19 protein-coding genes and 4 pseudogenes are annotated in these 21,472 nt (G+C 61.5%); 14 read left to right on the forward strand and 9 right to left on the reverse strand.

Annotated elements, in window-relative coordinates:
- Nucleotides 1–11: 11 nt before the first annotated feature.
- Nucleotides 12–956 (reverse strand): NAD(P)H-dependent flavin oxidoreductase, encoded by a 945-nt coding sequence (locus tag FOB47_RS24065; RefSeq protein WP_012248129.1) that lies wholly within the window; start codon nt 954–956, stop codon nt 12–14.
- Between the two features lie 358 nt (nt 957–1,314).
- On the opposite strand from FOB47_RS24065, the gene FOB47_RS24070 reads away from it, so the two are divergent.
- The 6 genes from FOB47_RS24070 to FOB47_RS24095 all read left to right on the forward strand — a co-directional run bounded on the left by FOB47_RS24070 (nt 1,315) and on the right by FOB47_RS24095 (nt 5,635).
- Nucleotides 1,315–2,025, forward strand: a complete 711-nt coding sequence (locus FOB47_RS24070; RefSeq protein ID WP_105793860.1) for a TetR/AcrR family transcriptional regulator — start codon at nt 1,315–1,317, stop codon at nt 2,023–2,025.
- 51 nt (nt 2,026–2,076) lie between these two features.
- The gene (locus FOB47_RS24075; protein ID WP_244959378.1) at nt 2,077–2,754 is read left to right on the forward strand and encodes a hypothetical protein; all 678 of its coding nucleotides are present in this window, start codon (nt 2,077–2,079) and stop codon (nt 2,752–2,754) included.
- Between the two features lie 24 nt (nt 2,755–2,778).
- Complete coding sequence (locus tag FOB47_RS24080) at nt 2,779–3,156, forward strand: hypothetical protein (RefSeq protein WP_244959379.1); 378 nt, start codon at nt 2,779–2,781, stop codon at nt 3,154–3,156.
- Nucleotides 3,157–3,600: 444 nt separating this feature from the next.
- Nucleotides 3,601–3,807, forward strand: coding sequence for a DUF6494 family protein (locus tag FOB47_RS24085; RefSeq protein ID WP_174782252.1), 207 nt, complete (start codon nt 3,601–3,603; stop codon nt 3,805–3,807).
- Nucleotides 3,808–4,558: 751 nt separating this feature from the next.
- Nucleotides 4,559–4,735 (forward strand): DoxX family protein, encoded by a 177-nt coding sequence (locus FOB47_RS24090; RefSeq protein WP_338031319.1) that lies wholly within the window; start codon nt 4,559–4,561, stop codon nt 4,733–4,735.
- Nucleotides 4,736–5,014: 279 nt separating this feature from the next.
- Nucleotides 5,015–5,635, forward strand: a complete 621-nt coding sequence (locus FOB47_RS24095) for a hypothetical protein (RefSeq protein WP_174782253.1) — start codon at nt 5,015–5,017, stop codon at nt 5,633–5,635.
- A 42-nt stretch (nt 5,636–5,677) separates the two neighbouring features.
- On the opposite strand, the gene FOB47_RS24100 is transcribed toward FOB47_RS24095, so the two are convergent.
- From FOB47_RS24100 to FOB47_RS26245, 3 genes and pseudogenes are all read right to left on the reverse strand, one after another.
- On the reverse strand, nt 5,678–6,253 hold the full coding sequence (locus FOB47_RS24100; protein WP_174782254.1) for a hypothetical protein: 576 nt from the start codon (nt 6,251–6,253) through the stop codon (nt 5,678–5,680).
- Nucleotides 6,254–6,592: 339 nt separating this feature from the next.
- On the reverse strand, nt 6,593–6,910 hold the full coding sequence (locus FOB47_RS24105) for a hypothetical protein (protein WP_276512690.1): 318 nt from the start codon (nt 6,908–6,910) through the stop codon (nt 6,593–6,595).
- 70 nt (nt 6,911–6,980) lie between these two features.
- A pseudogene (locus FOB47_RS26245) lies at nt 6,981–7,381 on the reverse strand (hypothetical protein).
- A 238-nt stretch (nt 7,382–7,619) separates the two neighbouring features.
- Between FOB47_RS26245 and cueR the strand changes: the two are divergent.
- The 8 genes and pseudogenes from cueR (at nt 7,620) to dsbD (ending at nt 15,575) form a co-directional block, all read left to right on the forward strand.
- On the forward strand, nt 7,620–8,048 hold the full coding sequence (cueR, locus tag FOB47_RS24115) for a Cu(I)-responsive transcriptional regulator (RefSeq protein WP_062799367.1): 429 nt from the start codon (nt 7,620–7,622) through the stop codon (nt 8,046–8,048).
- 197 nt (nt 8,049–8,245) lie between these two features.
- Nucleotides 8,246–10,489 (forward strand): heavy metal translocating P-type ATPase, encoded by a 2,244-nt coding sequence (locus tag FOB47_RS24120; RefSeq protein ID WP_420839248.1) that lies wholly within the window; start codon nt 8,246–8,248, stop codon nt 10,487–10,489.
- Nucleotides 10,490–10,585: 96 nt separating this feature from the next.
- The gene (locus FOB47_RS24125; protein WP_062799371.1) at nt 10,586–10,843 is read left to right on the forward strand and encodes a hypothetical protein; all 258 of its coding nucleotides are present in this window, start codon (nt 10,586–10,588) and stop codon (nt 10,841–10,843) included.
- A 120-nt stretch (nt 10,844–10,963) separates the two neighbouring features.
- Entirely contained in the window at nt 10,964–11,206 is a 243-nt protein-coding gene (locus tag FOB47_RS24130) for a hypothetical protein (RefSeq protein WP_116359830.1), read from the forward strand.
- A 155-nt stretch (nt 11,207–11,361) separates the two neighbouring features.
- Complete coding sequence (locus FOB47_RS24135) at nt 11,362–11,664, forward strand: hypothetical protein (RefSeq protein WP_062799373.1); 303 nt, start codon at nt 11,362–11,364, stop codon at nt 11,662–11,664.
- A gap of 45 nt (nt 11,665–11,709) precedes the next feature.
- Nucleotides 11,710–11,958: a DUF2933 domain-containing protein gene (locus FOB47_RS24140; protein ID WP_062799375.1), complete on the forward strand. Its 249-nt coding sequence runs from the start codon at nt 11,710–11,712 to the stop codon at nt 11,956–11,958.
- Nucleotides 11,959–12,452: 494 nt separating this feature from the next.
- Nucleotides 12,453–13,058, forward strand: a complete 606-nt coding sequence (gene petA / locus FOB47_RS24145; protein WP_062799377.1) for a ubiquinol-cytochrome c reductase iron-sulfur subunit — start codon at nt 12,453–12,455, stop codon at nt 13,056–13,058.
- A 580-nt stretch (nt 13,059–13,638) separates the two neighbouring features.
- A pseudogene (dsbD, locus tag FOB47_RS24155) lies at nt 13,639–15,575 on the forward strand (protein-disulfide reductase DsbD).
- Nucleotides 15,576–15,633: 58 nt separating this feature from the next.
- Here dsbD and FOB47_RS24160 read toward each other — a convergent pair.
- The 5 genes and pseudogenes from FOB47_RS24160 to merP form a co-directional block, all read right to left on the reverse strand.
- Nucleotides 15,634–18,571: pseudogene (locus FOB47_RS24160) on the reverse strand (Tn3 family transposase).
- Between the two features lie 218 nt (nt 18,572–18,789).
- Nucleotides 18,790–19,053: pseudogene (locus FOB47_RS24165) on the reverse strand (DoxX family membrane protein); the annotation flags it as partial.
- Nucleotides 19,013–20,698: a mercury(II) reductase gene (gene merA / locus FOB47_RS24170; RefSeq protein WP_062799379.1), complete on the reverse strand. Its 1,686-nt coding sequence runs from the start codon at nt 20,696–20,698 to the stop codon at nt 19,013–19,015. The gene merA and the pseudogene FOB47_RS24165, both read right to left, overlap by 41 nt.
- Nucleotides 20,699–20,738: 40 nt before the next feature.
- Nucleotides 20,739–21,158 (reverse strand): organomercurial transporter MerC, encoded by a 420-nt coding sequence (gene merC, locus FOB47_RS24175; RefSeq protein ID WP_062799381.1) that lies wholly within the window; start codon nt 21,156–21,158, stop codon nt 20,739–20,741.
- 28 nt (nt 21,159–21,186) lie between these two features.
- Nucleotides 21,187–21,459, reverse strand: a complete 273-nt coding sequence (merP, locus tag FOB47_RS24180; protein WP_062799383.1) for a mercury resistance system periplasmic binding protein MerP — start codon at nt 21,457–21,459, stop codon at nt 21,187–21,189.
- Between the last annotated feature and the right edge of the window lie 13 nt (nt 21,460–21,472).

The following is a 21,472-nucleotide window of genomic DNA, read 5'->3' on the forward strand; positions in this document are numbered from 1 at the left end:
GGTGCGACTACTCAGACGGCGGATTGGTTGAACTCCTTGATCAGCGTCCTCACAATCTCGGCGGCCGGCTCGACGGTGCGCACCGTGCCCACTCCATGGCCGGCGCTCCAGATATCGCGCCAGCGCTTGCCTTCGCTTTCCTGACCAGGGATGCGAAAAATTTGGTCGTTGTCGTGCTCTGGATACAGGCCGTAGCGTTCCAAGCTGCTACGCAGGAAATTACCAGGCATGCCGGTCACCGCCGTGGTCAGGACGATGTCGTCCGCACTGCTAGCTGCCAACGTGCGTTTATAGTCTTCCGAGGCGAGACTTTCCTGGGCCGCTAGGAAACGCGTTCCCATGTAGACGCCATCAGCGCCGAGTAATTGCGCGGCCCGTATTGCCCGGCCATCCGTGATGCCCCCGGCCAGGACGACGGGGCCATCGAAAAAGCTGCGTACTTCCCGAAGAAAGGCGAAGGGATTGATCCACCCCGTGTGTCCCCCGGCGCCGGCGCACAATAGGATCAGGCCATCTACCCCCGCCTCGATGGCTCGGCGTGCGTGCTTGACCGTCGCCACGTCGCAATACACCTTGCCGCCATAGTCGTGTATTGCTCTGACTGCCGGCCCCGGGTTCCCGACGCTCGCAATGACCAGCGGTACACGATGCCGCACAAGGATGGCGAGATCGGTGTCACGCCTGCTGTTGCTTGCATGCATGATGAGATTGACTGCGTAGGGGGCCACGATTTGTTCAGGCTTTGCCGCGCGGGCAGCGGCGAGCGATGTCTCTATGTCCACGAGCCAATCTTCCAGTAATTCTGGCGTGCGGGCATTAATCGATGGGAAGGAGCCGATCACTCCAGCCTTGCAGCAGGCGGTTACTAGTTCGGGACCAGAGATGAGAAACATCGGCGCCACGATGACGGGCACGGCATGCGGTCGAGGAACATACGAGGAGCGATTGAATATCATGGATGAGCTGCCATTACTCAGTCTGTCAATGAATCCAGCGGCTGCTGACTTCCTGGGTACGCGGCAGTCATCCAAAATCTGCCTGGCATGAGCGTCAGCGTGCACTGGTATAAAATCTACTTATTAGTCAATAATATTACTATTCGGTTAGACATCCGTCCACAGCGACTTTCTAGTCTGAGCGCGACGGTAGGGTACAGGTTTCGCTCATCATTGGTGTTGATGTGGAAATGCAACTGCAACGTAGTGGAAAGCGCCTCTCGTAATAGGGCGCAGCGAGCCCGGGTCTTATAATTGAATCTTTGGTAGGGCCTTTTATCGGCAAGTAGACTGTCACCGCACAGCGACGAGGGAAAAAATGAAAAAGGTTGAAAGCATCATCGAACGCGCTGAGGCGAAGAAGGCGGGTACCAAGAGGAAGGCAATAGCGCCCAGACGATGGAACAATTTGGTCAAGAGCCAAGACGAGCAATACCAGTTGAAACGGCAGGCGGTGATCGCAGAGGCCTCGCGCGCGTTCGGACATCGTGGTTACCACAACGTCTCGCTGGACGAGATCGCGAAAAGCCTAAATGTGACCAAGCCGGCCTTGTATCACTACTTCAAGAGTAAGCAGGAGTTGCTATACGAATGCCACAATCTCTCGATGGAGATCGGCGATATGGCGCTTGAGGAGGCGATGACAACAGGGAAAAATGGCCTCGAAAAACTTGAGAAGTTTGTGTCGAAATACATTCGAGACTTTGCCAGCGAACTGGGAGCTTCCGCCGTCCTTCACGAATACAGCGGGATGACACCTAACGACCGCAAGCAGATCATGGCGCGCCGTCGGCAATTCGATCTTCGCCTGCGCGACTTAATACAGGAAGGTATAGACGACAAAACTATTGCCGAGTGCAACCCGAAACTCGCCGTATTCTGGTTCATGGGCGCGATCACCAGCATTCCACGCTGGTACAGACTCGACGGCGATCTCTCCGGCGCCGACATCGCTCAAACTTTCGTTCACTTTCTCGTGAAGGGAATTCAAGGTCAGGGGTTATTTGACGGTGGTGAGTGCAGTACCTGAATTGAGCGGACATGGAAAGAGGTGGCCGATATATGAAGAAATGGTCGAGCCGTGTCCGATATCCGGTCCGACATCCGCTGGCGCGAAGACCTCCTGAAAGGCGGCCCGGTCGAGCGCCAATCCGTGCTGGATTTATATGCGCGTGTGGACCGGTGGACCGCACCCGTTGCGGTCGCCGACGATGCGACACTCACCTGGGCGGAACTGACCAGCCGGCGCATGGGCGAGAAGCAAGCCATCGAGTCGCTGATGCAGGCCATTGCGAACGGCGCTGTGAAAGCCGTCGCACATGCTCGAACACTGGGCGAAATGTCCTTTCTGAGGGCGGACGTGTCACGGTATTTCGGCACGCCGCTGCTCGAGGCCGGCATGTCGATTCAGCAACTGGCCAAAGCGACAGGCTGGAAATGGGAGTCCATCGCGCACTGGGTGGACGAAGGGCTGCTGGCGTCCGAGTCGATTCAACGCCGTGGCCAGCCTTGCCGTGTCGTGTTGCCGCGTCAGTTGCTGGCGTTCCGCCAGAGCTATATCCCGCTGGCAGACCTCGCGCGCGCCATGGACAAGAAGGCGTCAGCGCTGTCTCGCTTGCTGCCCGGCATCAAACTGGTCGGTGCGAAACAGTTGCCAGATGGTGCCATGCGCGGCGGACTGATTCGAATCGCCGACCTCGGCCGGCTGGCGGTTATCGGCGCGAGAGCCGGACATGACCTGTTCGTGCCCGCGCCGTAGTTCCTTGTCCAGCAGGAGGCTGCCATGACGAATGAACATGCTATGCCGGAAGATTTCCTGCGGGAGACGCAGGCGGGCGCGCTTGCAGGCTCGGGTCCGAAACTGCTGCTGCGCAAAGTTGGCAATAAGTACTTTGCTGGTTTGACGCCTGATGAGTTGTACCAGCGGTATGCCGCGGGCAAAGACCTGGCGCAACAGCTTGCGGTCTACACCCAGCGCAAAATCGACACCAAAGGAGGGGGCTTCGATGAGGGCTTGCGCCGGGTCGAGTTGGGCGTCGAGAACAAGGTTCGCTCCGGCGCGTGGGATTTCTCTGCCGCAGAGAGTTCGTGGCGCATGTCACGCACACGGCAAATTCTGAAGGATGCAGACTTCCGCGCTGCCGGCGAGCCAAGCGATTAGCGGATTCTGGATTGACTGGCAGAAACCGTTGCTCTAACTTCGACCATCAATCTGCTCAAGCTGACTCGAACTACGACCCGCGCGAGAAAGCGCTTACACTAAGCGAGAAAAGGCGCGGTCGTTTTGGGTTTCGAATAAATGATGGTGCGGACAAACCCGGGGGACGCAAATGATGTCATCAGACAATCACATCGACTTGGACGTCGCCCTTCGCAAGCTCCATGAACTCGCACTGGCAGACGGCGACCTAGGTTATGAATACTGGGACCAAGTCGGCCAGTTGCTTAGGCGGGCCGCTAGCATGCAGTCGCAAATCGACTCGTTGGCCCGAGAGCTCGAGGTGTGTCGGGCGCAGCGGGACAAATGGCCAACCGCTGCAACCCATACGAATCACGTACGGTAGGGAAGGGGGAGCGTGCTAAGGGGCATTTGGAAGAGGGAATCATGAACGAAGAAACATTCAACCTGAGTCTGCGCAAATTTCTGAAGATGGTGGGCGTCCGCTCCCAGAACGAAATCGAGAAAGCGGTCGCCAGCGCGCTGGCCGAGAAGGCCATAACCGGGAATGAAAAGCTCCCTGCCACGATGACGCTTGAGATTGCCGGCGTCAAATTGAATGTGACATTCGAGGGCACTATCGCTCTGGAGTAGACAGGGAGTGTCCGTGACGGCGCGCCCAGTAGGTAGGTTTGCTGAAAAACCATGAGCCACGGGGCAAGCCGTTGGCCACCATGATTTCCACCCACACTGTGGCACTCCGATAAGCCCATAACAGGCTCTAGTGTTCAGACATAGCAGGCAGTAATCCGCTACTTTTCAGACAAAACAAGCGGTAATCAACTACTTTTCAGACATTTTTACCCAGCATCGCTGGGTGATCGAGTGCTTTTCAGACATCGAGGGTAAACACGGTCGCGCCGATCGCCACCATCAGCCCGGTGACCATAACGAAGACCGCGACGCCCCGGCAGCGGGGACGGGCCAAGGGAGGACCACGGAACGCCCGGGCTCCCCAGGAGACGCCCGACCGCTGACGCCGCCGACCACGGCCTGGCGCGGACGAGCAATTCCATTGACGGCAGGCCCCGCACCGCGGCTACCGCTCGATCAGGGCTACTTGAGGTCCAACCCATCGAACTCGAACACCCGCTCACCCTATTGGTGGAACTGGGCTTCGGTGCTCACCTGGCCCACCTTCTTCGCATGGGTAGATTGCATCAACGTTGGCGAATACCACCCTGAAATGTCCTTATAGACCAACGTTTTTGCAGGTCGAGCGACCCGAGCGCACCCATCGGCCCTGTCGCGATGGCGAGGCACTGCTTGTAATTCGTGATGAGCAGAGAAGTCGTACGAGATAGTCGGCGGGCGCAGCGGCCCGCTGCGTGGCTACCTGGTTGACATCGGCGAAGTCGTCGCGCCGTTATTGATTCTGGCTGGCATCTGGACCCGCGCTGCGGCCTTGGTGTTGGTGGCCAACATGATTGTCGCGGTACTCCTCGTGCATACCGCCGAGTTCTTTACGCTATCGTTTGTTGGATGCCCTCGACTCGACGAAGTACGTTCCAAGCCGCACTGATACTTCTGATAAATAATCCGATTTGTAGAATTTCCATATGGAAATATTGTTTAAAATAGAAATGAGGGGCGTAGATAATTAAACGTTGAAGTAGGCCAAGGGGAAAACGCTTGCTTTCGAGGCAAGGCGCCGCGTAATAAACAGAAAATTCTTGGGTCTTATGTCTTATGAAATGCATTTCCTCTTTGTCACATATTTCTCTTTCCTTTGCCGGACAGAGGGAGATTCGCGCGCAAATAGAAAAGCAAAGCAACGTCCTGTCGACGATGCGGAGGCGTGATGCTTGACGCTTTAAATATCTTCTATCTAGCTGTAACCGTAGGAAGCCAAGCGATCAATATCGTGGCCAACGCCGACTCAGATATTGCAATCAAAGAGAATGTTCGCGTGTACGCCATCTCTATGCGTCAACAAGCGCCGCTCTGGGTAGACAAGTGTCAATACGGGGGCGTGATGGTTGAATTCGCGCAAGACTGGGAGGAAATTCAGGAGTCCACTGGCGTGGTTCTGCCTCCGGCTCCCGATAAGCCAATTGGTCATGCTCTGATTCTGACAAAAGAGAAATGCCCCGGAAAAACTGAAAAAAGTATTTTTAGTACTGACGCAAGATACTTTTCGCCGTTATTTGGCCGGGGCAAATATGTCATCCGAGAGGGTAACCGAATGGATGCCGTTGATTATGCAAGTCAGAAGGAAGAATTTCGTCCAAAGTGGATGCCTCAGGTCTTGAAGACAATTCAGGAAGAAGCATCTCACAACATCGCCGCTCAAGAATTTGCAGCGGAGATGGCTACTAGGGGCGTAGTCGCTAAGAAGACTGAAAGTGAGGTTAGTACGGAGATGGTAGGCAGTGCTGAAGCAGGCGTAACTGGCGACAAAATGAAAAGGGTCGGTGAGTAAAAACCACGGTCAACCTTATTCGTCCTGTGAAATTTGTTCGGGCTAGCTATCTGCCCGGTTTCGCCTCTCCATCGAGACAGCAAGACGGGCGAGTTTTGAGAGCCAATCTCCGTTCGTACGTGCAACCCACAGCACCATGGCCGCTCCGCTGTCATGGCGCTCCCAAGCTGGATGGTCAAGTGTCCAAAGCAAGAGTTCGAGGAGAGCCTCAGACGCAGCACCAGCCGCAAAGTTGCCGATGTATGCGAACGACGCCGGTGAGGCGTCGCCCACGATTTGCCTGACGTGGTCAATGGCTACCTCTAGCAGTGCCGCCTGCTGGGCTTCGTCAACCTTTTTTCCAACCAGAGATATGAGGTGGGATGCAATCGCCCAGCGTTGCGTATGGCGCTCTTCGAGGGCCAGTGCTCCATACAGTCTGGCGAGCTCATCGGCGTTCTGGACTTGAGCGTTGATGAGTCGGTCGGCGTCGCTGCCGGAATGGTTAATCCGTATTCGCGCCGCGGCGACGTCATCGTCATCAGCGACGAGGCGCACCGCACCCAATATGGGACCTTGGCGTTGAATATGCGTGGGGCGCCCTTCAAAAGGGTAGTGAAACGAGGCTTGTTTTGGCATCGACGCTTGCGTTATTGGGCCGGGTCAACTCCAATGTTCGCTTAAGACCTTAACTTGCTACCAAATCTGGTCCGAAATCGACATAGGGTTGCGGTAGAAAACTCTCTGCAAAGCTGTTTGGCATCAGATCGCTAAGCGAACTGCGGTTCGGGCCGAAGGCTGGATTATAGGCGTAGGCTTCGCTGATTGAGACTCGGCTCGGCGCTATTTCCCGTTATCCAAAAATCTTCAAACATAGTTCGTTTGTGCGCGCATTGATGGGCGATGGTGATGGGTGAGGTTCGTCAAGATGGCAACCGGCGGCTAGGTGGCCGCTACCGTGAGAGGAAAAATCTCACGTTATGCTTCCCAAAATCTCACAGGATGCTTCCCGCCGTCCGTAAGGTCTTGATTTTTAAGGGAGGAAAATCTTAGGTTATGGGTCCTGCTACATTTGAGCACCGGGTCCGGCAATTGGCCGGCGGAAACCGCCATTTGCACGGCTGCCTCGACGGCGCCTCGCGAGGATTCGGCATCGCCGGCGTGAGTGGTCGCGAGCGCGACGGTCTCCTCGAGGGAAAGAGAAGGGGCAGATTGCGCAGCCGCGGCATGCGACACCGCCATGCTGAAGGCAGGCGCGCAAAGCAGCGCCAGCGTCAGGCGACGAGGAAAAAGCATAAAGCCTCCATGAACGACGACAGCTACCCGAGTCTAGCTGGGCAGCACCGAATGGGCGTCGATCTGGAGGCTACGTTTGAAAACTGCAGTGAAGGATGTTCAGGGGCGGCGGGCCGCGCGCCTCGACCTCGGCGCGCAGCGCGATGCGAACCTCGGCCGTGACCACGCGCGTGGGTTCCACGACGCTCTTCAGCACTGGCAGGAAGGCCGGAAGCTGCGGTGAAACATGGTCCGCGCTCTTGGAATCTGCCTGGCAGTGCGCCAAGCAGAGCGCACTCTGGTCAGTGCTTGGTCGCTACCGCCAGCCGCCATATCGGCACAGGATTCGGTCATTGCCGCCGTCGTGCCGCTGCCTTCCACCTGATAGCGGCTACCGGTACAGGCGTACGCGGCCGCTGCCAGTTGGACTGTCAGAAACACAACGAGAAGGAGGCCGGCGAACCAGGGATGCCGGCGGACCGAGTGACGCAAGAGTTCTTTGCGGTGGGCGTGATAGTCGCAAGGATACTGTCTTTTGCGGGTAATGCAACCGGACCTTTCGCCCCGGGTCTTCTCGCAACGTGGCCCAAGTTTCCGAAGGATCGTGTCCTTGACCTTCCCACCGGGGCAAGGTCTATCGTTGAGTCATCGAACCCTGGATGCCATCCACCCCGCAGCTTGCTCAAGTTGCGTGTCCGAGACAACAGGGATTGAAGGTAAGGAGCACATCATGAATATTGGACAAGCCGCCGGCGCATCCGGCGTCTCGGCCAAGATGATCCGCTACTACGAAAGCGTTGGTCTTGTGACTTCAGCCGCACGCAGCGCGGGGAACTACCGGGTGTATGGTCAAGCTGACATTCATACCCTGCGCTTCATTGGGCGAGCGCGGGCGATGGGCTTCTCGATGGCCCAGATCCGCGAGTTGCTCGGGTTGTGGCAAAACAAACGGCGCGCGAGTGCAACGGTAAAGGCGATTGCGGAACAGCGAATCCAGGAGCTGGACGCCCGCATTGCCTCACTGTCCAGCATGCGTGACACGCTCCTGTACTTGTCGCGACATTGCGAAGGCGATGACCGCCCCGAATGCCCGATCCTGGATGAGTTCAGCGGCGAACCGCCGAAACATCGAGCGGCAGTACGTGCAACCAGGCAGTGAGCGCGATGACCACGAGCGATCGACAACGGCAATCTCTCGACCCTGCCTCACATCACGCGATGGCAGCAGCGCGAGACGATGAGCACGTAGGGCACGGCAGCGGAAATGCGCCGAATCGACGAGACCATGATTCCACCAGTCACGGCGCTGCCGTCTGTGGGGCCAGTGCACGCGATCCTGTGTGTGGAATGACGGTCATGCGGGATGTGCCATACCAGGCAAGCTATGCCGGGGCACAATACTTCTTCTGCAGTGCCGGCTGCCAGAAGCGGTTCGAGGCCGAGCCGACGCGCTATGTCGAGACACCAAGCGTTTCGGCGCCCGATGAAGGCGAGACGGCGCCGGGCACGACCTATACGTGCCCGATGCACCCCGAAATCCGCGAGGACCATCCCGGGACGTGCCCAAAGTGCGGCATGGCACTCGAGCCGCTCATGCCAAGCCTCGACGACGACCAGAATCCCGAACTCGCGGCGTTTCGCCATCGCTTCTGGTGGACCTTGCCGCTGACGATCGCCGTCGTGTCGCTGGTGATGCTTGGGGACCGCCTCGGGGTGCTGGAGCCCGCGACGCAAAGCTGGGTGGAACTCGTCTTGTCCGCACCGGTGGTCCTCTGGGCAGGCTGGCCCATCTACGTCCGCTGCCTCCAGTCGTTCCGAAACCGCAGCCCGAACATGTGGACGCTGATCGGTCTGGGTACGGGTACGGCGTTCGTCTACAGCGTCGCCGCCACCGTTGCCCCAGAGCTGTTTCCCCGCGCCTTTCTCATGCACGGCCGGATCGCGGTCTACTTCGAAGCCGCGGCCGTCATCATTTCGCTGACGTTGCTCGGCCAGATCTTCGAGTTGCGGGCGCGCTCGCAGACCTCGGCAGCCATCAAGTCGCTGCTCGGCCTGGCCCCCAAGACGGCACGCCGCCTCAATCCGGACGGCAGCGAGGCCGATATTCCGCTCACGCACGTGCATGTCGGCGATCTCCTGAGGGTCCGGCCCGACGAAAAGGTGCCCACGGATGGCGTCGTGAACGAAGGGGCCAGCGCCATCGACGAATCGATGATCACCGGTGAGCCTCTGCCCGTCTCCAAGCGCGTCGGCGACCACGTGATCGGCGCCACCATCAACACCTCGGGCAGCCTGGTGATGCGCTCAGAAAAGGTCGGCGCCCAGACGGTGCTGTCGCAGATCGTGCAGATGGTGGCCCAGGCACAGCGCTCCAAGGCGCCGATGCAGCGGATGGCGGACCGGGTCGCCGGCGTGTTCGTGGTGGTGGTCGTAACCATCGCCTTGCTCACGTTCTTCGCCTGGGGCGTCTTCGGCCCCGAGCCGAGCTGGGTCTTTGGCCTGGTCAATGCGGTGGCTGTACTGATCATTGCCTGTCCCTGCGCGCTGGGATTGGCCACCCCATCCATCATGGTGGCCAGCGGGAATGGCGCGACCAAGGGCATTCTGTTCCGGGACGCGGCGGCCATCGAGCAATTCCGCAAGGTCGACACCCTGATCGTGGACAAGACCGGCACGCTGACAGAAGGCCGTCCGAGTTTTGAACGGGCCTATCGTGTCGATCCGTTCACGGAAACCGAGGTGCTTCGTTTGGCCGCGAGCCTCGACCAGGGCAGCGAACATCCGCTAGCCGCGACCCTCGTCACCGCCGCGCGTGAGCGCGGCCTGGCCCTGGCGAAGGCGGAGGATTTCGCCTCGGACACGGGCATGGGGGTACGCGGCCGCGTCGGTGGCCACCAGCTCGTGCTGGGCAACACCGCCCTGATGCAGCAGGAACAGGTCGACGTTGCACCACTGGCGTCTCAGGCGGATACCCTGCGGCAGCAAGGCGCCAGTGTCATGTATCTGGCGGCAGATCGAACATTGGCCGGTCTGCTTGCCGTCTCCGACCCCGTCAAGGCCAGCACGCCCGAGGCTCTGATGACGCTCAGGCAAGCCGGGGTCCGCGTGGTGATGGCGACAGGTGACGGCGCTGTCACGGCGAAGGCGGTAGCCGGTCGCCTGGGCATCGACGAGTTTCATGACGAAGTGAAGCCGGCCGACAAGCTGGCGCTCGTCGAGAAGCTGCAAGGGGAAGGCCGCGTGGTTGCGATGGCGGGCGACGGCATCAACGACGCGCCGGCATTGGCAAAGGCCGATGTGGGCGTTGCGATGGGAACCGGCACAGATGTGGCGATGCACAGCGCCCAGATGACCCTCGTCAAGGGCGATCTGCGCGGTATCGCCCGAGCACGCGAACTCTCCGAGGCCACTATCGCCAACATGCGGCAGAACCTGGGCTTCGCCTTTATCTATAACGCGCTGGGTATCCCGCTGGCGGCGGGGTTGCTGTACCCGTTCACCGGCTGGTTGCTGTCGCCGATGATCGCGGCATTGGCCATGAGCCTGAGTTCCGTTTCAGTGATCTCCAATGCGCTACGACTCAGACGCCGCGTGGCGTAGCTATTGTCATGTGTGAATTCGACTCTACCAACCCGTGTCTCCTTGCCTTGCTGCCCAGATCGGGGGGCTAGACTAGGACAAATGCTGGCGTGATTCATGAAGCATAGCCGCAGCCCCTTCACTCGCTTGCTTGCGCTGCTGTTGTTGGCCTTGTGCGCTGACCATCAACAGGACGGTCGGCACTGGGCCGACAGCAACGGTCACGGGCCCGATCTCGGTGTCTTGCCGACTATGGCTGGGCTTGAACACGTTCTGCCGCCCACGCCATACACCTTCCGCATCTTCCACACGGCTGACAGCGCGAACAACTCGCCTGGTCCGGTCTATCTCGCAACGGCCCGCTTGCGCATCTGATCTATCCCTACGCGTGGCCCACTTCGGCCACGTGCTTGACTTTGGTGGCTCTACCCGAGCGTGGGTGCTCTGACCCGTTGCGGTTGAGCCAGACAAAACCGAATACTGGGGAAGATCATCATGCATTCCACTCTCAAGACTCTCGTTCTCATTTCACTCGCCGTCGCGACCGCGCAGGCGCTCGCGGGTCCCGACTGGGACGTCATCAATCGCGCGCGCACTGCAGCGCAACACCCTGCGGCGACCTCCAGTACATCAGCCTCTCAGGCATCGATGTTGGCGCGCTGCAATGCAATGATGAAACAAATGGATTCCCAGTCGACCGGCGGCGGCAGCCCGATGGGGCCTTCCGAGTCCAAGTGACTGAGGGTGCTTCGGCCGACCAGGCAAAGCATGCATCCGTGCAATCCGGCCTCTGGCATCCGCCCTGAGGGAGCCGGACTGACTGTCTGCCCGCCCACTTGTCTGGTACTGGATTGGCGCGTGGTCATTGAATCGCGATCGATAAGGAGATCGCCATGAATACGAAATCACTAGTAGCCGCAACCCTAGCCGTGGTGATGCTTGGCGCCAGCGGCTGGTCCGCAGCGGCCGGTGCAACCCGTGGCGCCGAAAGCGCCAAGACGGGTGCACAGGACAAGGGGCACGACATGATGATGGACCACATGATGGGCGGCGGCATGATGGGAAGCTGCCCGATGATGGGCCTGCCACCTGGCAACGAGAAGCTTTCGATGCAGATGCATGCGGACATGATGCAGGCGATGGGCGAGATCATGCGCAAGTACGCGGACAAGATCCAGACGCCACCGACGAAGTAAGGACGCTGTCCAGATCCGAACCATTTGAAAAGGAGTACCACCACCATGAAATGCAATCCGAAAGCAATGATCACCGCAGGCATCGCTCTGGCGGCAATGCTGGCAGCCGCCTATGCCCTATTGCCGCCGGTCCGAGCGCTTGTCCTGGGTATTGGGCCGTATCTCCTGCTCTTGATCTGCCCATTGTCGATGTGGCTGATGATGAAGAGCATGAGCGCGCAGGACGATCAAGTGGGCGGAATGACCGAGCAAGCGCCAAAGCAGAAGCCCCATCCATTTCGAATCAAGGAGTGACAGGACGGCAGAGCAATTGGCACGCATGGCGGACGCGTACCCGGGCCGCCAACGAAGAGAGAGGTAACACGTGAACAAATCGTTGATATGGAGAGTCCTCTTGATCGTGTTCGCCATCATCGGCGTGCTGCATCCTTTGGCGCGGTAGGCATGCTCGTGATGCATCAACGCATGATGGGCGGGTTCAGTCTTTGCTAGCCCGGGTGCAAGCTGGGGAGCAGCGCCTGAAGTAGACGGGCAAGTGCGTGCCCTCCTGCCATGGCGAAGCAAGGGGACTCGGCAACCTTGTGGGAAATTGATGCTTGCAAGGCAGGAAGAGCAAGACCTGGCCCACCGCTTCGCGGCGGACTATGAGGCGTATCGCAAGCGGGTGCCCGTGTTCTTGCCGGGCCGCTGCCAATGGGCGCAGCTATTGGGCAAGCTCTGGGAGTGAGCGGTTGGGCAGCCAGTCACGTTGCTGGCCACATGCCCCCCCGGGATTGGAGTAAATCGCCATGAACAATCCGACGGCAGACACACAGAGCGCACGCCAGCGCCGATTGCTTCTGCTGGCCACCGGCGCCATGGGAGGCGTAGGCCTGGTCGGCGCCATGGTGCCATTCGTGGCCAGCATGGCGCCAAGCGACGCCGCAAGGTCGCGGGGCGCGCCCGTCGATGTGAGGCTCGGCGCCGTGGAGCCAGGGGGACTCGTCACCGTCGCCTGGCGCGGCAAGCCCGTCTGGATACTGCACCGGACCCGCGACATGCTGGCGCGTCTGGGCAGGCACGATCGCCTGTTGAGCGATCCCCTGTCCCAGAAGGACCAGCAGCCCGCGTATGCGAGTAATGCGACACGCTCGCTCCGCCCGGACTTCTTTGTGGCGGTAGGCATCTGTACCCATCTGGGATGCGTACCGACCTATCGCCCGGACGTCGGCGCGGCGGACTTGGGGGATGACTGGCCTGGTGGCTTTTTTTGCCCTTGCCATGGTTCCAAGTTTGACCTGGCCGGCCGCGTGTTCCGCAACGTCCCAGCGCCGCTCAATCTGGAGATCCCACCGCACGCGTATCAAGGCGAAACCCGTCTGGTGATCGGCCAGGATCGCAATGGAACCGGATGATGACTTACCCCGACAGTGCACTGCTGATCGTCCAACCCTGCGTTGTCAAGGAGGCGCCCATGAGTACCATATGTGTTATTGCCATCGTGCCCTCTGAGCTTTTGGAGAAGCTGGAGAAGCGCCTCGCAACCGTCCACGCGCCCGGATTGACCGCAACGAAAGTCAAGGGGTACGGCGAGTATCGGAATTTCTTCTCGAGCGATCTGACCACCCGTGCACACCAAGATCGAGATCTTCGCGGAGGAAAGCGACGTCGAGGCCATCACCAAAGCGATCATCGAGGTAGGACAATCCACCGTGCCAGGCGCCGGGATTGTGGCGGTAATCGCCGTCGAGAGGTTCTTGCATCTACACGTTCCCCCGGGAGCGTCAGTGGATACAGCCGAATGACCCGAATCGGCTGGTGCGTTGGGTGCCGGCGGGGATGAGCGCCCATGAATGCGGCGAGGCACAGATCGGCCGCAGGGCCAGATAACGATGCCCGTTGAACGGAGTTGCGGCGGCACGTGGCACCGGTCGGAATGCAAGTGGCACGAGCCGCGGCATTGCGTGGCCGGTAATTCAGTTCCAGAGGTGGGCTATGCAAACTGGCATGGCAGTGGCGCGTACGGGCGACACCGGGCGAGTATGGCGCTTGGCTCCGGGGCAATTCCTCCTGGGGCTGCTCCTCGTCACGTGGCTCTGTATCGCGGGCGCCGCTGGCGTTTCCCGCGCCGTGGGCGAGGAAGATCTTCTGCCGCCTGAGCGGGCCTTGCGCTTTGCGGCCCGGCAACTCGACGAACACGCCATCGAGGTGCACTTCGACATCGCGGACGGCTATCACCTCTACCGTGAGCGATTCGCCTTTGCTGCCCGGCCGGCAGGGGTGAAGCTCGGTACACCTGTGCTTCCACCAGGGCAGGTTAAGTACGACGAGGCGTTTGGCAAGGAGATGGAGATCTACCATGGTGGCGTCAAGATTCGCGTGCCAGTGGAGGTCACTCCTGCGGATGGCGAATGGACGCTGGTCGTGACATCGCAAGGCTGCGCCGACAAGGGAATCTGTTATCCACCGATGGAGAGCGTATACAAGGTGGGCGGCAGCCCGCTCGGCGGGCCTATTTGATAAGCGCGAGGGTGGCACGCCAATGGCGATGCTTGTGCCACCGACTGCAGTAACCTCTCCCGGAGCGGGCGAATACCAGGGCGGGCATGCGATACCGGAGATCGTGCCACATGGCGATGACGGCGACCGCATCATTCGCGCGCTGACCAGCCACCAGCTTGGGGCAATCGCGCTGCTCTTCCTCGGCTTCGGCCTGCTGCTGACGGTCACGTCGAGCGTGCTGCCGATGGTGCCGATCCTTTGGTCCATCGTCGTGGGCGAGCACGTGACACGCAGCCGTGCGCTGATCATCTCGCTAGACTACGTGCTCGGCTCGGCGGTAGCCTATGCCGGCGTCGGCATGGCCACCGGGTGGCTCGGTGAGAGGGTCTTGACAGGGCTGCTGACGCCCTGGGCGCTCGGGGCCTTCGCCACGTTGCTCGTGGCCCTGGCGCTATCGATGTTCGGGCTCCGCGCGCTGCTGCGGCAGCCCCGATCGACGACATCCGCACAGCAGCTGGATCGTCGGGCTGCCGCAGCACTGGGGGCGATGTCCGCGTTGGCCGTCGCGCGCATCATGCCGGCGCCGCTATCGAGCACGCTCGCCTATCTCGCACGAACCGGTGATGCCATGACCGGAGGCGGTGCGTTATTCGCATTGGCGATCGGCATGGGGTTGTCGCTGGTGCTGGCCGGCGTCGCCGCCGGCAATCTCCCGCCGCGCGCCGGGCACTGGCTGGAGGTGACCAAGCGTTGCCTTGGCTTTCTGCTGCTGGGCGAGGCGAACTTGGGTGATCACCCCGCTATTGCCACCCTGGGCCGTGATGGCAACGTGGGCCGCTCTGCTGCTGATCGCCGCAGTTTTCCTGGGCGCCTTCGATTCGCTTGGCCCCAAACCGCATGGCGTGGCCCGGCTGGGCAAGGGCCTGGGCCTGATCGCCGCGCTGGCGGGAACCATCCTGTTGGTCGGGCTGGCGTCGGGCGGGCGGGATCTGCTGCAGCCTCTGTCGCACCTGCGCACTCGCCAGTCGTCGCCAGCCACCGCCGCCGACCACGCGGTGGTGCACTTCGCGCGGATCCGCTCGGTGGCCGAGCTCGACGCACGTCTGGCGCAGGCCGTTGCGGCCCGCAAGCCGGTACTGCTCGATTTCTATGCCGACTGGTGTGTCAGCTGTAAGGAGATGGAGACGACTTTCAGCGATCCCGGAGTTCAGACGCAGTTGGCCGGGGTTGTCGTACTTCGAGCTGATGTGACACAAAACAACGCCGACGACAAGGCGTTGCTAAAGCGCTTCGGCCTATTCGGGCCGCCCGGCATCATCTTGTTCGGCGCCGATGGGCGAGAGAGCCCGGTGCGGGTCATCGGCTATCAATCCGCATCGCGTTTCCTTGATAGCCTCGAGCGCGCCTTCGGTAAGGAAGGCAGGCCCTAAGGATGACATCACCGACTCCAACCCGCGAGGATAACGGCACAATCCGAAAAAAAATGGGCTATGCAGTGCGCCACTGCGATGGTGAGTCCGGCGTGCTCGTCGCACTCGGCAGCAGCCGATGGGCGTAACGTGCAATCGGAAAATCGAAAGTACCACGCAAATTGATGCCTTCCAGACGAGTCGGCGCAATCTGGCGCAAATCCTCGGCACGCATGGATTCGCCGCCGATGGCCTCAATCGCGTCCAGCGCGCGCTGCATGTGCAGCGTGTTCCAGGCCATCACGGCATTGGACAACAAGGTCAGAGCCGACGACACCGCCGCCAGCGACGCATCGTGCCGGGTCAATTCCAACGGAATCTTGCCATAGTGGATGGCCCGCTGCACCGTGTGGACCGCCTCGCCGCGGTTCAAGGCATGCTGCATCTCATGGCGGAACGCGGGATTGGTGAAATAGTCGATGAGGAAGATCGTGCGAAACAGCCGCCCGAGATGCACGCCAGCCTCATAGATGGGTTGACCTTTCGCCGCTGCACCGAAACGCATCAGGGCCTGCACTGCCGTACATTGCCCCGCTTTGCACCGATGCCGCGATCCGGACCAGTTCGTCCCAGGCACGTTCGATCAAGACCAGCCGGACATCCGCGTCCGCCACCGCAGCCAATTCCGCCGGTATCTCGTGATCCCTGGGCACATGCAGGCGGCGATCGCGCAGGTGGGCAAGCCGCGGGCAGAGATCGAAGCCAAGTAGCCGGGACAGGCTCATGGCGAAATCGGTGTAGCCATGGGTATCGACCGCTAGTTGTGCCACGTCTTCCGATCCGCTCTGGCGGATGACGCCCTCAATGGCGACACCGGCCTGCCGCTCGTTCAGTAGGATCGGCTGGTCATAGAAGATGCCCCAGCGGTCCCGGACATGCGTGTACATACCGATCGATGCCGTGCGCCGGCGCGGATCAGCCCGTGCCCGCCAGACTGTGCGCGTGGTCTCCAGCGACATCATGTCCGACGACGCCAGATCGGCGCGCCCCCAGTGCTGGGCGATCGGGTGCTGATGCATGAAGATCAGGACGGCATCGGCGGCCTGGCGCAGTTTGCGCTCGTCCGCGATGCGATGCATCATTTGCCGGATCGCGCTGGGCGACAACTCCGGCACCATCCGTGCGAGGTCCGCCGCCGACATTGAGGTGCCGTGCGCCAGCACTGCAGCGTAGATCATCAGCAGCTCGCTGCGCGAATGCGGTTCCCGACCCAGCAGGAGCCAGCTGAAGTGGGTGCTGCTGTCAATCTCCAGCAGGATTTCGGGCAATTGTCCACCGGGGTGCCGCTCGAACAGCGCGCGTCGCAGCGCCTCCACAGAGGCTTCCGGTTTCTTTGCCGTGAGCGGATCGATATGGATGGCGCTATCAATGTTCAGCTCCCCACGCTGGACTGCATCGCGCAACCTGGCGAGCCCCGCGTCCAGGTGCGCCACCACAGGATCGAGGAACGCCTTGGCGTCCTGCGGCAGCTTGAGATGACCGTAGAAATGGTTACGCCGGGCTTGCCAATCCTCTTTGGAGATGAGTAGGGCCGCCTGACTGCGGAAGGCGAAGCTGTGGTCCAGGAAGACCGAGCCATTGCGCAGCGCCACCCGCAGGGCAAACAGCGTCCCCCACTCGAAGGCGGCCAGGGCCCGCTTGCGATCCAAGCCCTCTAGTGCTGGCTGCCAGGCGCGTCCCAATCGAACCATCACCCGATCAGGGAGCCAGTCGGCCCTGCGCGCATAGAGCTTGCGCAGTACCTCCATTGCCTCGATCACCGGGTGGGCCGACTGTGCCGCAAATGGCAGATGAACCAGTCTGCCCAGCAAGGCACGGGATAGCCTGTGTCGCGACAGGAGTTGCGCGCGGATGAGGCTGGCACGGCTCGCTAGATGCTGACCAGCTGCCTCGTCAGCCAGATTGCTCAGTTGCTGACAGAGGGCATCCCTTGTCTGCGTCTCGTCTGCGACCAGCGCTTTGACGGCGGCAGCGAATTCCCCCAACTTGGTACCTGGGTCCGGTCGGCCCGCGTCAATTAGGCGTCCGGCATCGTTGACGCATTTGCGAATCCAGTGCCGCAGCATGGACGACAATTGATCCGTGGCCGCGCATAAGGCATAGCGTAAAAAGCAAGCCGATTCCAGGCGGCGGGACTGTTGCGCGACCCGCTTGCTGACCGACGCCGGGCGGTTGGCACAGCGCCGCGCATAGTGCCGCACCACCGCCTCATTGCAGGCTGCCGGCCAACCGCTGTGGATGCCCAGCTTGTACAGGCGGTCGATCTTGTCGAACAACTCGCCCATCTGATGGGTCGAATTGCGTAGCGGGACAGCCCACAGCCATTGTTGTAGGCTCGGCCGGTCGTTTTCTGGCCGCGGTAGCAGGGCACCCCACGCATCGAGGGAAACCTCGCCGTAGGCCTGCACCAGCGCGTCAGCCAGGGCCGACTCGAATGCCTCTCCGGCCTGGCTGATCAGCCGCTTCAGCGCTCGGTCATGCGGAATCAGGATGCGATGCTCGTAGAGCCAGCGCTTCAACTCGTGCAGCAGGTCACTGCGGCTCGGTTGCCCTGCCAGCCGCTCCTTGAGCCAGCGCGTCACGTAACGTCGCTGATGCTCTGCCATCGGGCTGAACCCCAGGGCTTGGTAGGCCAGCATCTGATGGTCCACCAAGGTATCGGTGCGCCCGTCATACAGCGCGCTCAGCGTGCCCATGTCCGGCGGCGTGATGCCGAGTTGCGCGCCCACAAAGGCCCAGAGGAATTTTGGCACCTGCTTGTAGGCATCGAGGGTGCGCCCCGTCATGCGGACAAAGCCAATGTGAACGGCACAGGCCAAGCGGTACAAATGGCTGCGCCGCGCATGGATCAGGGCCCGCTCTTTGGCGGAGAAGGTGAAGAACGTGGTAAGCTCAAACTCGCTGAGTTCGCGCGGAATCTGCCGCATGCCCAGATACGCCAGTTGCCAGTGATCCATCGCGCTCTCCCAAGCGTAAGACGGACCGCTGAGGTTATCGGCAATGAGACCGGGACGCAACGTTTCGACACAATAAGTGCGCTATGAGGCAATCGCGCCCAACTGGCGACAGTAGACAGCAACTTATTGATTTACTGGGGTATTTTCCCGGACGCCGCCCGGAAACCCGCGTGAATGCTAAGGGTGGCTACCCCGGTAAATTGCACCGAAATCAAGGGGACGCCGATCACCGCCGTCATGCCGAGCAGGACCATCCCCACGGCGCGGGTCGCTAGTCCCAGCAACAGCAGAGCTGGGGCGGTCAGCTCGATTGACACCGCCAGGTAGGCCGCAGACTTCGAGGGCACCAGCGGCACCCGGTAGTCCCCGCGGAACAGTTCGAGGGCGGTATTCCAGTTGGCCAGCTTGGCCATCGCCGAGTTCCAGACGGTTGGCTTTTTCTCAACCCGCACAGCAAGACAGTTGCGTGACGTCCTTGGCAAAGGTCTGCGCCGCGAGCTTCAGCCCCTCGACCATCGTCAGGTATGGGAACAAGTGGTCGGCCAGCTCTTGCACGGTCATCCGCGCCCGGATCGCCAGCGCCGCCGTCTGGATCAGCTCACCCGCTTCAGGCGCCACCGCCTGCACGCCGATCAGGCGGTCCGATCCTGCCTCGGCAACCAGCTTGATGAAGCCGCGCGTGTCGAAGTTGGCCAACGCGCGCGGCACATTGTCGAGCGTGAGCAGGCGGCTATCGGTCTCGATGCCGTCGTGGTGCGCTTCCGCCTCGCTGTAGCCCACGGTGGCGACCTGCGGGTCGGTGAACACGACCGCCGGCACGGCGCTCAGATCAAGCGCGGCATCGCCTCCGGTCATATTAATCGCCGCGCGGGTGCCGGCCGCCGCGGCCACGTAAACGAACTGCGGCTGGTCGGTGCAGTCGCCGGCGGCGTAGATGTGTTGCGCGGTGGTTCGCATGCCGTTGTCGATGACGATGGCGCCCTGCGCGTTGACCGTCACCCCCGCCGCCTCCAGTGCCAGCTCACGCGTGTTCGGCGCGCGGCCGGTGGCGATCAGCAACTGGTCGGCGCGGATTTCGCCGTGCCCGGTAGTGAGCACGAATTCGCCGTTCGCGTAGGCCACTTGGCTGGCCTGCGTGTGTTCCAGCACCGTGATGTCCTCGACACGGAAGGCGGCCGTGACGGCCTCGCCGATGGCCGGATCCTCGCGGAAGAACAGCGTGCTGCGGGCCAGGATCGTGACCTGACTGCCGAGCCGGGCGAAGGCCTGCGCCAGCTCCACGGCCACCACCGACGAGCCGATCACGGCCAGCCGCTTAGGAAGGATGTTGCTGGCCAGCGCCTCGTTCGAGGTCCAGTACGGGGTGTCCTTCAGACCGGGGATCGGCGGCACAGCCGGACTGGCACCAGTAGCGATCAGGCAGCGGTCAAACGCCACCTCGCGCTCGCCGCCTTCGGCCAGGCGCACGCTCAAGGTGTGTCCGTTCTGGAAGCAGGCCTCGCCGCGCAGCACCGTGATGGCCGGCGTGCTCGCGAGGATGCCCTCGTACTTGGCGTGGCGCAGCTCATCGACACGCCCCTGCTGCTGGGCGAGCAGGCGCTCGCGCAGGATCGCCGGTGGCGTGGCCTGGATGCCCCCGTCGAACGGGCTTGCGCGGCGTAGATGGGCAATGTGGGCCGCGCGGATCATGATCTTGGACGGCACACAGCCAACGTTGACGCAGGTGCCGCCGATGGTGCCGCGCTCGATCAGGGTCACCTCGGCGCCTTGCTCGACGGCCTTGAGGGCCGCCGCCATCGCGGCGCCGCCGCTGCCGATGACGGCGATGCGAAGCCCGCAGCCTTCGCCTGCGGATTTCTCACCGCGGCCCAGCCAGCCGAACGCCTTGTCGAGCAGGCTGCCGCGCTTTTCCGCCGGCGGGGCCTCGGCGAGCATGGCCCGGTAGCCGAGTCCGGCCACGGCGCCAGTCAGCGCATCTGGCGACGTGCCGGGTTCGGCGGCGATTTGCGCCGTCCCCTTCGGGTAGGACACGACCGCAGACCGCACGCCCGGCACCTTCTCCAAGGCATCCTTGACGTGGACGGCGCACGAGTCGCAGGTCATTCCAGTAATCTTCAAGTGGGTCATACCACAGTTCCAATGTTCACTTCGGCAGCGGCCAATGCGGTCAGCCGCGCTTGACCGGGGGTTCACAGGCGTTCGGTGCCCCGCAGCGCTTTGCCGGCGAGATGAAGTCCCAGATCGATACGCCGACCATGAAACTCAGGCCGACATAGAGCAGCGCCTCGCTGCGCCGGCCAACCGTCAAATACACCGCCGTCAGTACCAGGAGTGGGCCGATCACGCCGAGTGCGGTCCGTTGCCACTGCCGATGGCTAAACCAGGCAGTCGCATTGGCGAGTAGCGCGATACCAGCGAACACCCGCAGCAGAACGCTAATGAACAGCCCTTCGTACTGGCTCAGGAAGCCTAGGCCAATAGCCGCGCCCAAGCCGGCGATGGCGGGAAAGCAACTCGCGCAACCCATCGCCGAGACGATACCGCCGAGCGCCCCTGCCTTGTTGGTCACGCGCGTGATCCGTCCCATGCGGTCACTCCCATGTTCGATCCGGGGCTTACCGCTTGACGCTGGACGGATAGCCCGCGTCCTCGGTCGCCTTGGTCAGTTTCTGCACGCTGGTCTTGGCATCGTCGAAGGTGACGACGGCCTGGCGCTTCTCGAAGCTCACTTCGGTCTTGGTCACGCCGTCGACCTTGGAGAGCGCCTTTTTGACCGTGATCGGGCAGGTTTCGCAAGTCATGCCCGGCACGGACAGCGTGACGGCTTGCATGGCGGCCCACGCCGGAGCAACGGCGGCGAGAGCGAGGGCGGCAAACAGCTTCTTCATGGCGAACTCCTGA

The sequence above is a fragment of the Cupriavidus gilardii genome (assembly GCF_013347325.1).
GTDB classification, from domain to species: Bacteria; Pseudomonadota; Gammaproteobacteria; order Burkholderiales; family Burkholderiaceae; genus Cupriavidus; species Cupriavidus gilardii.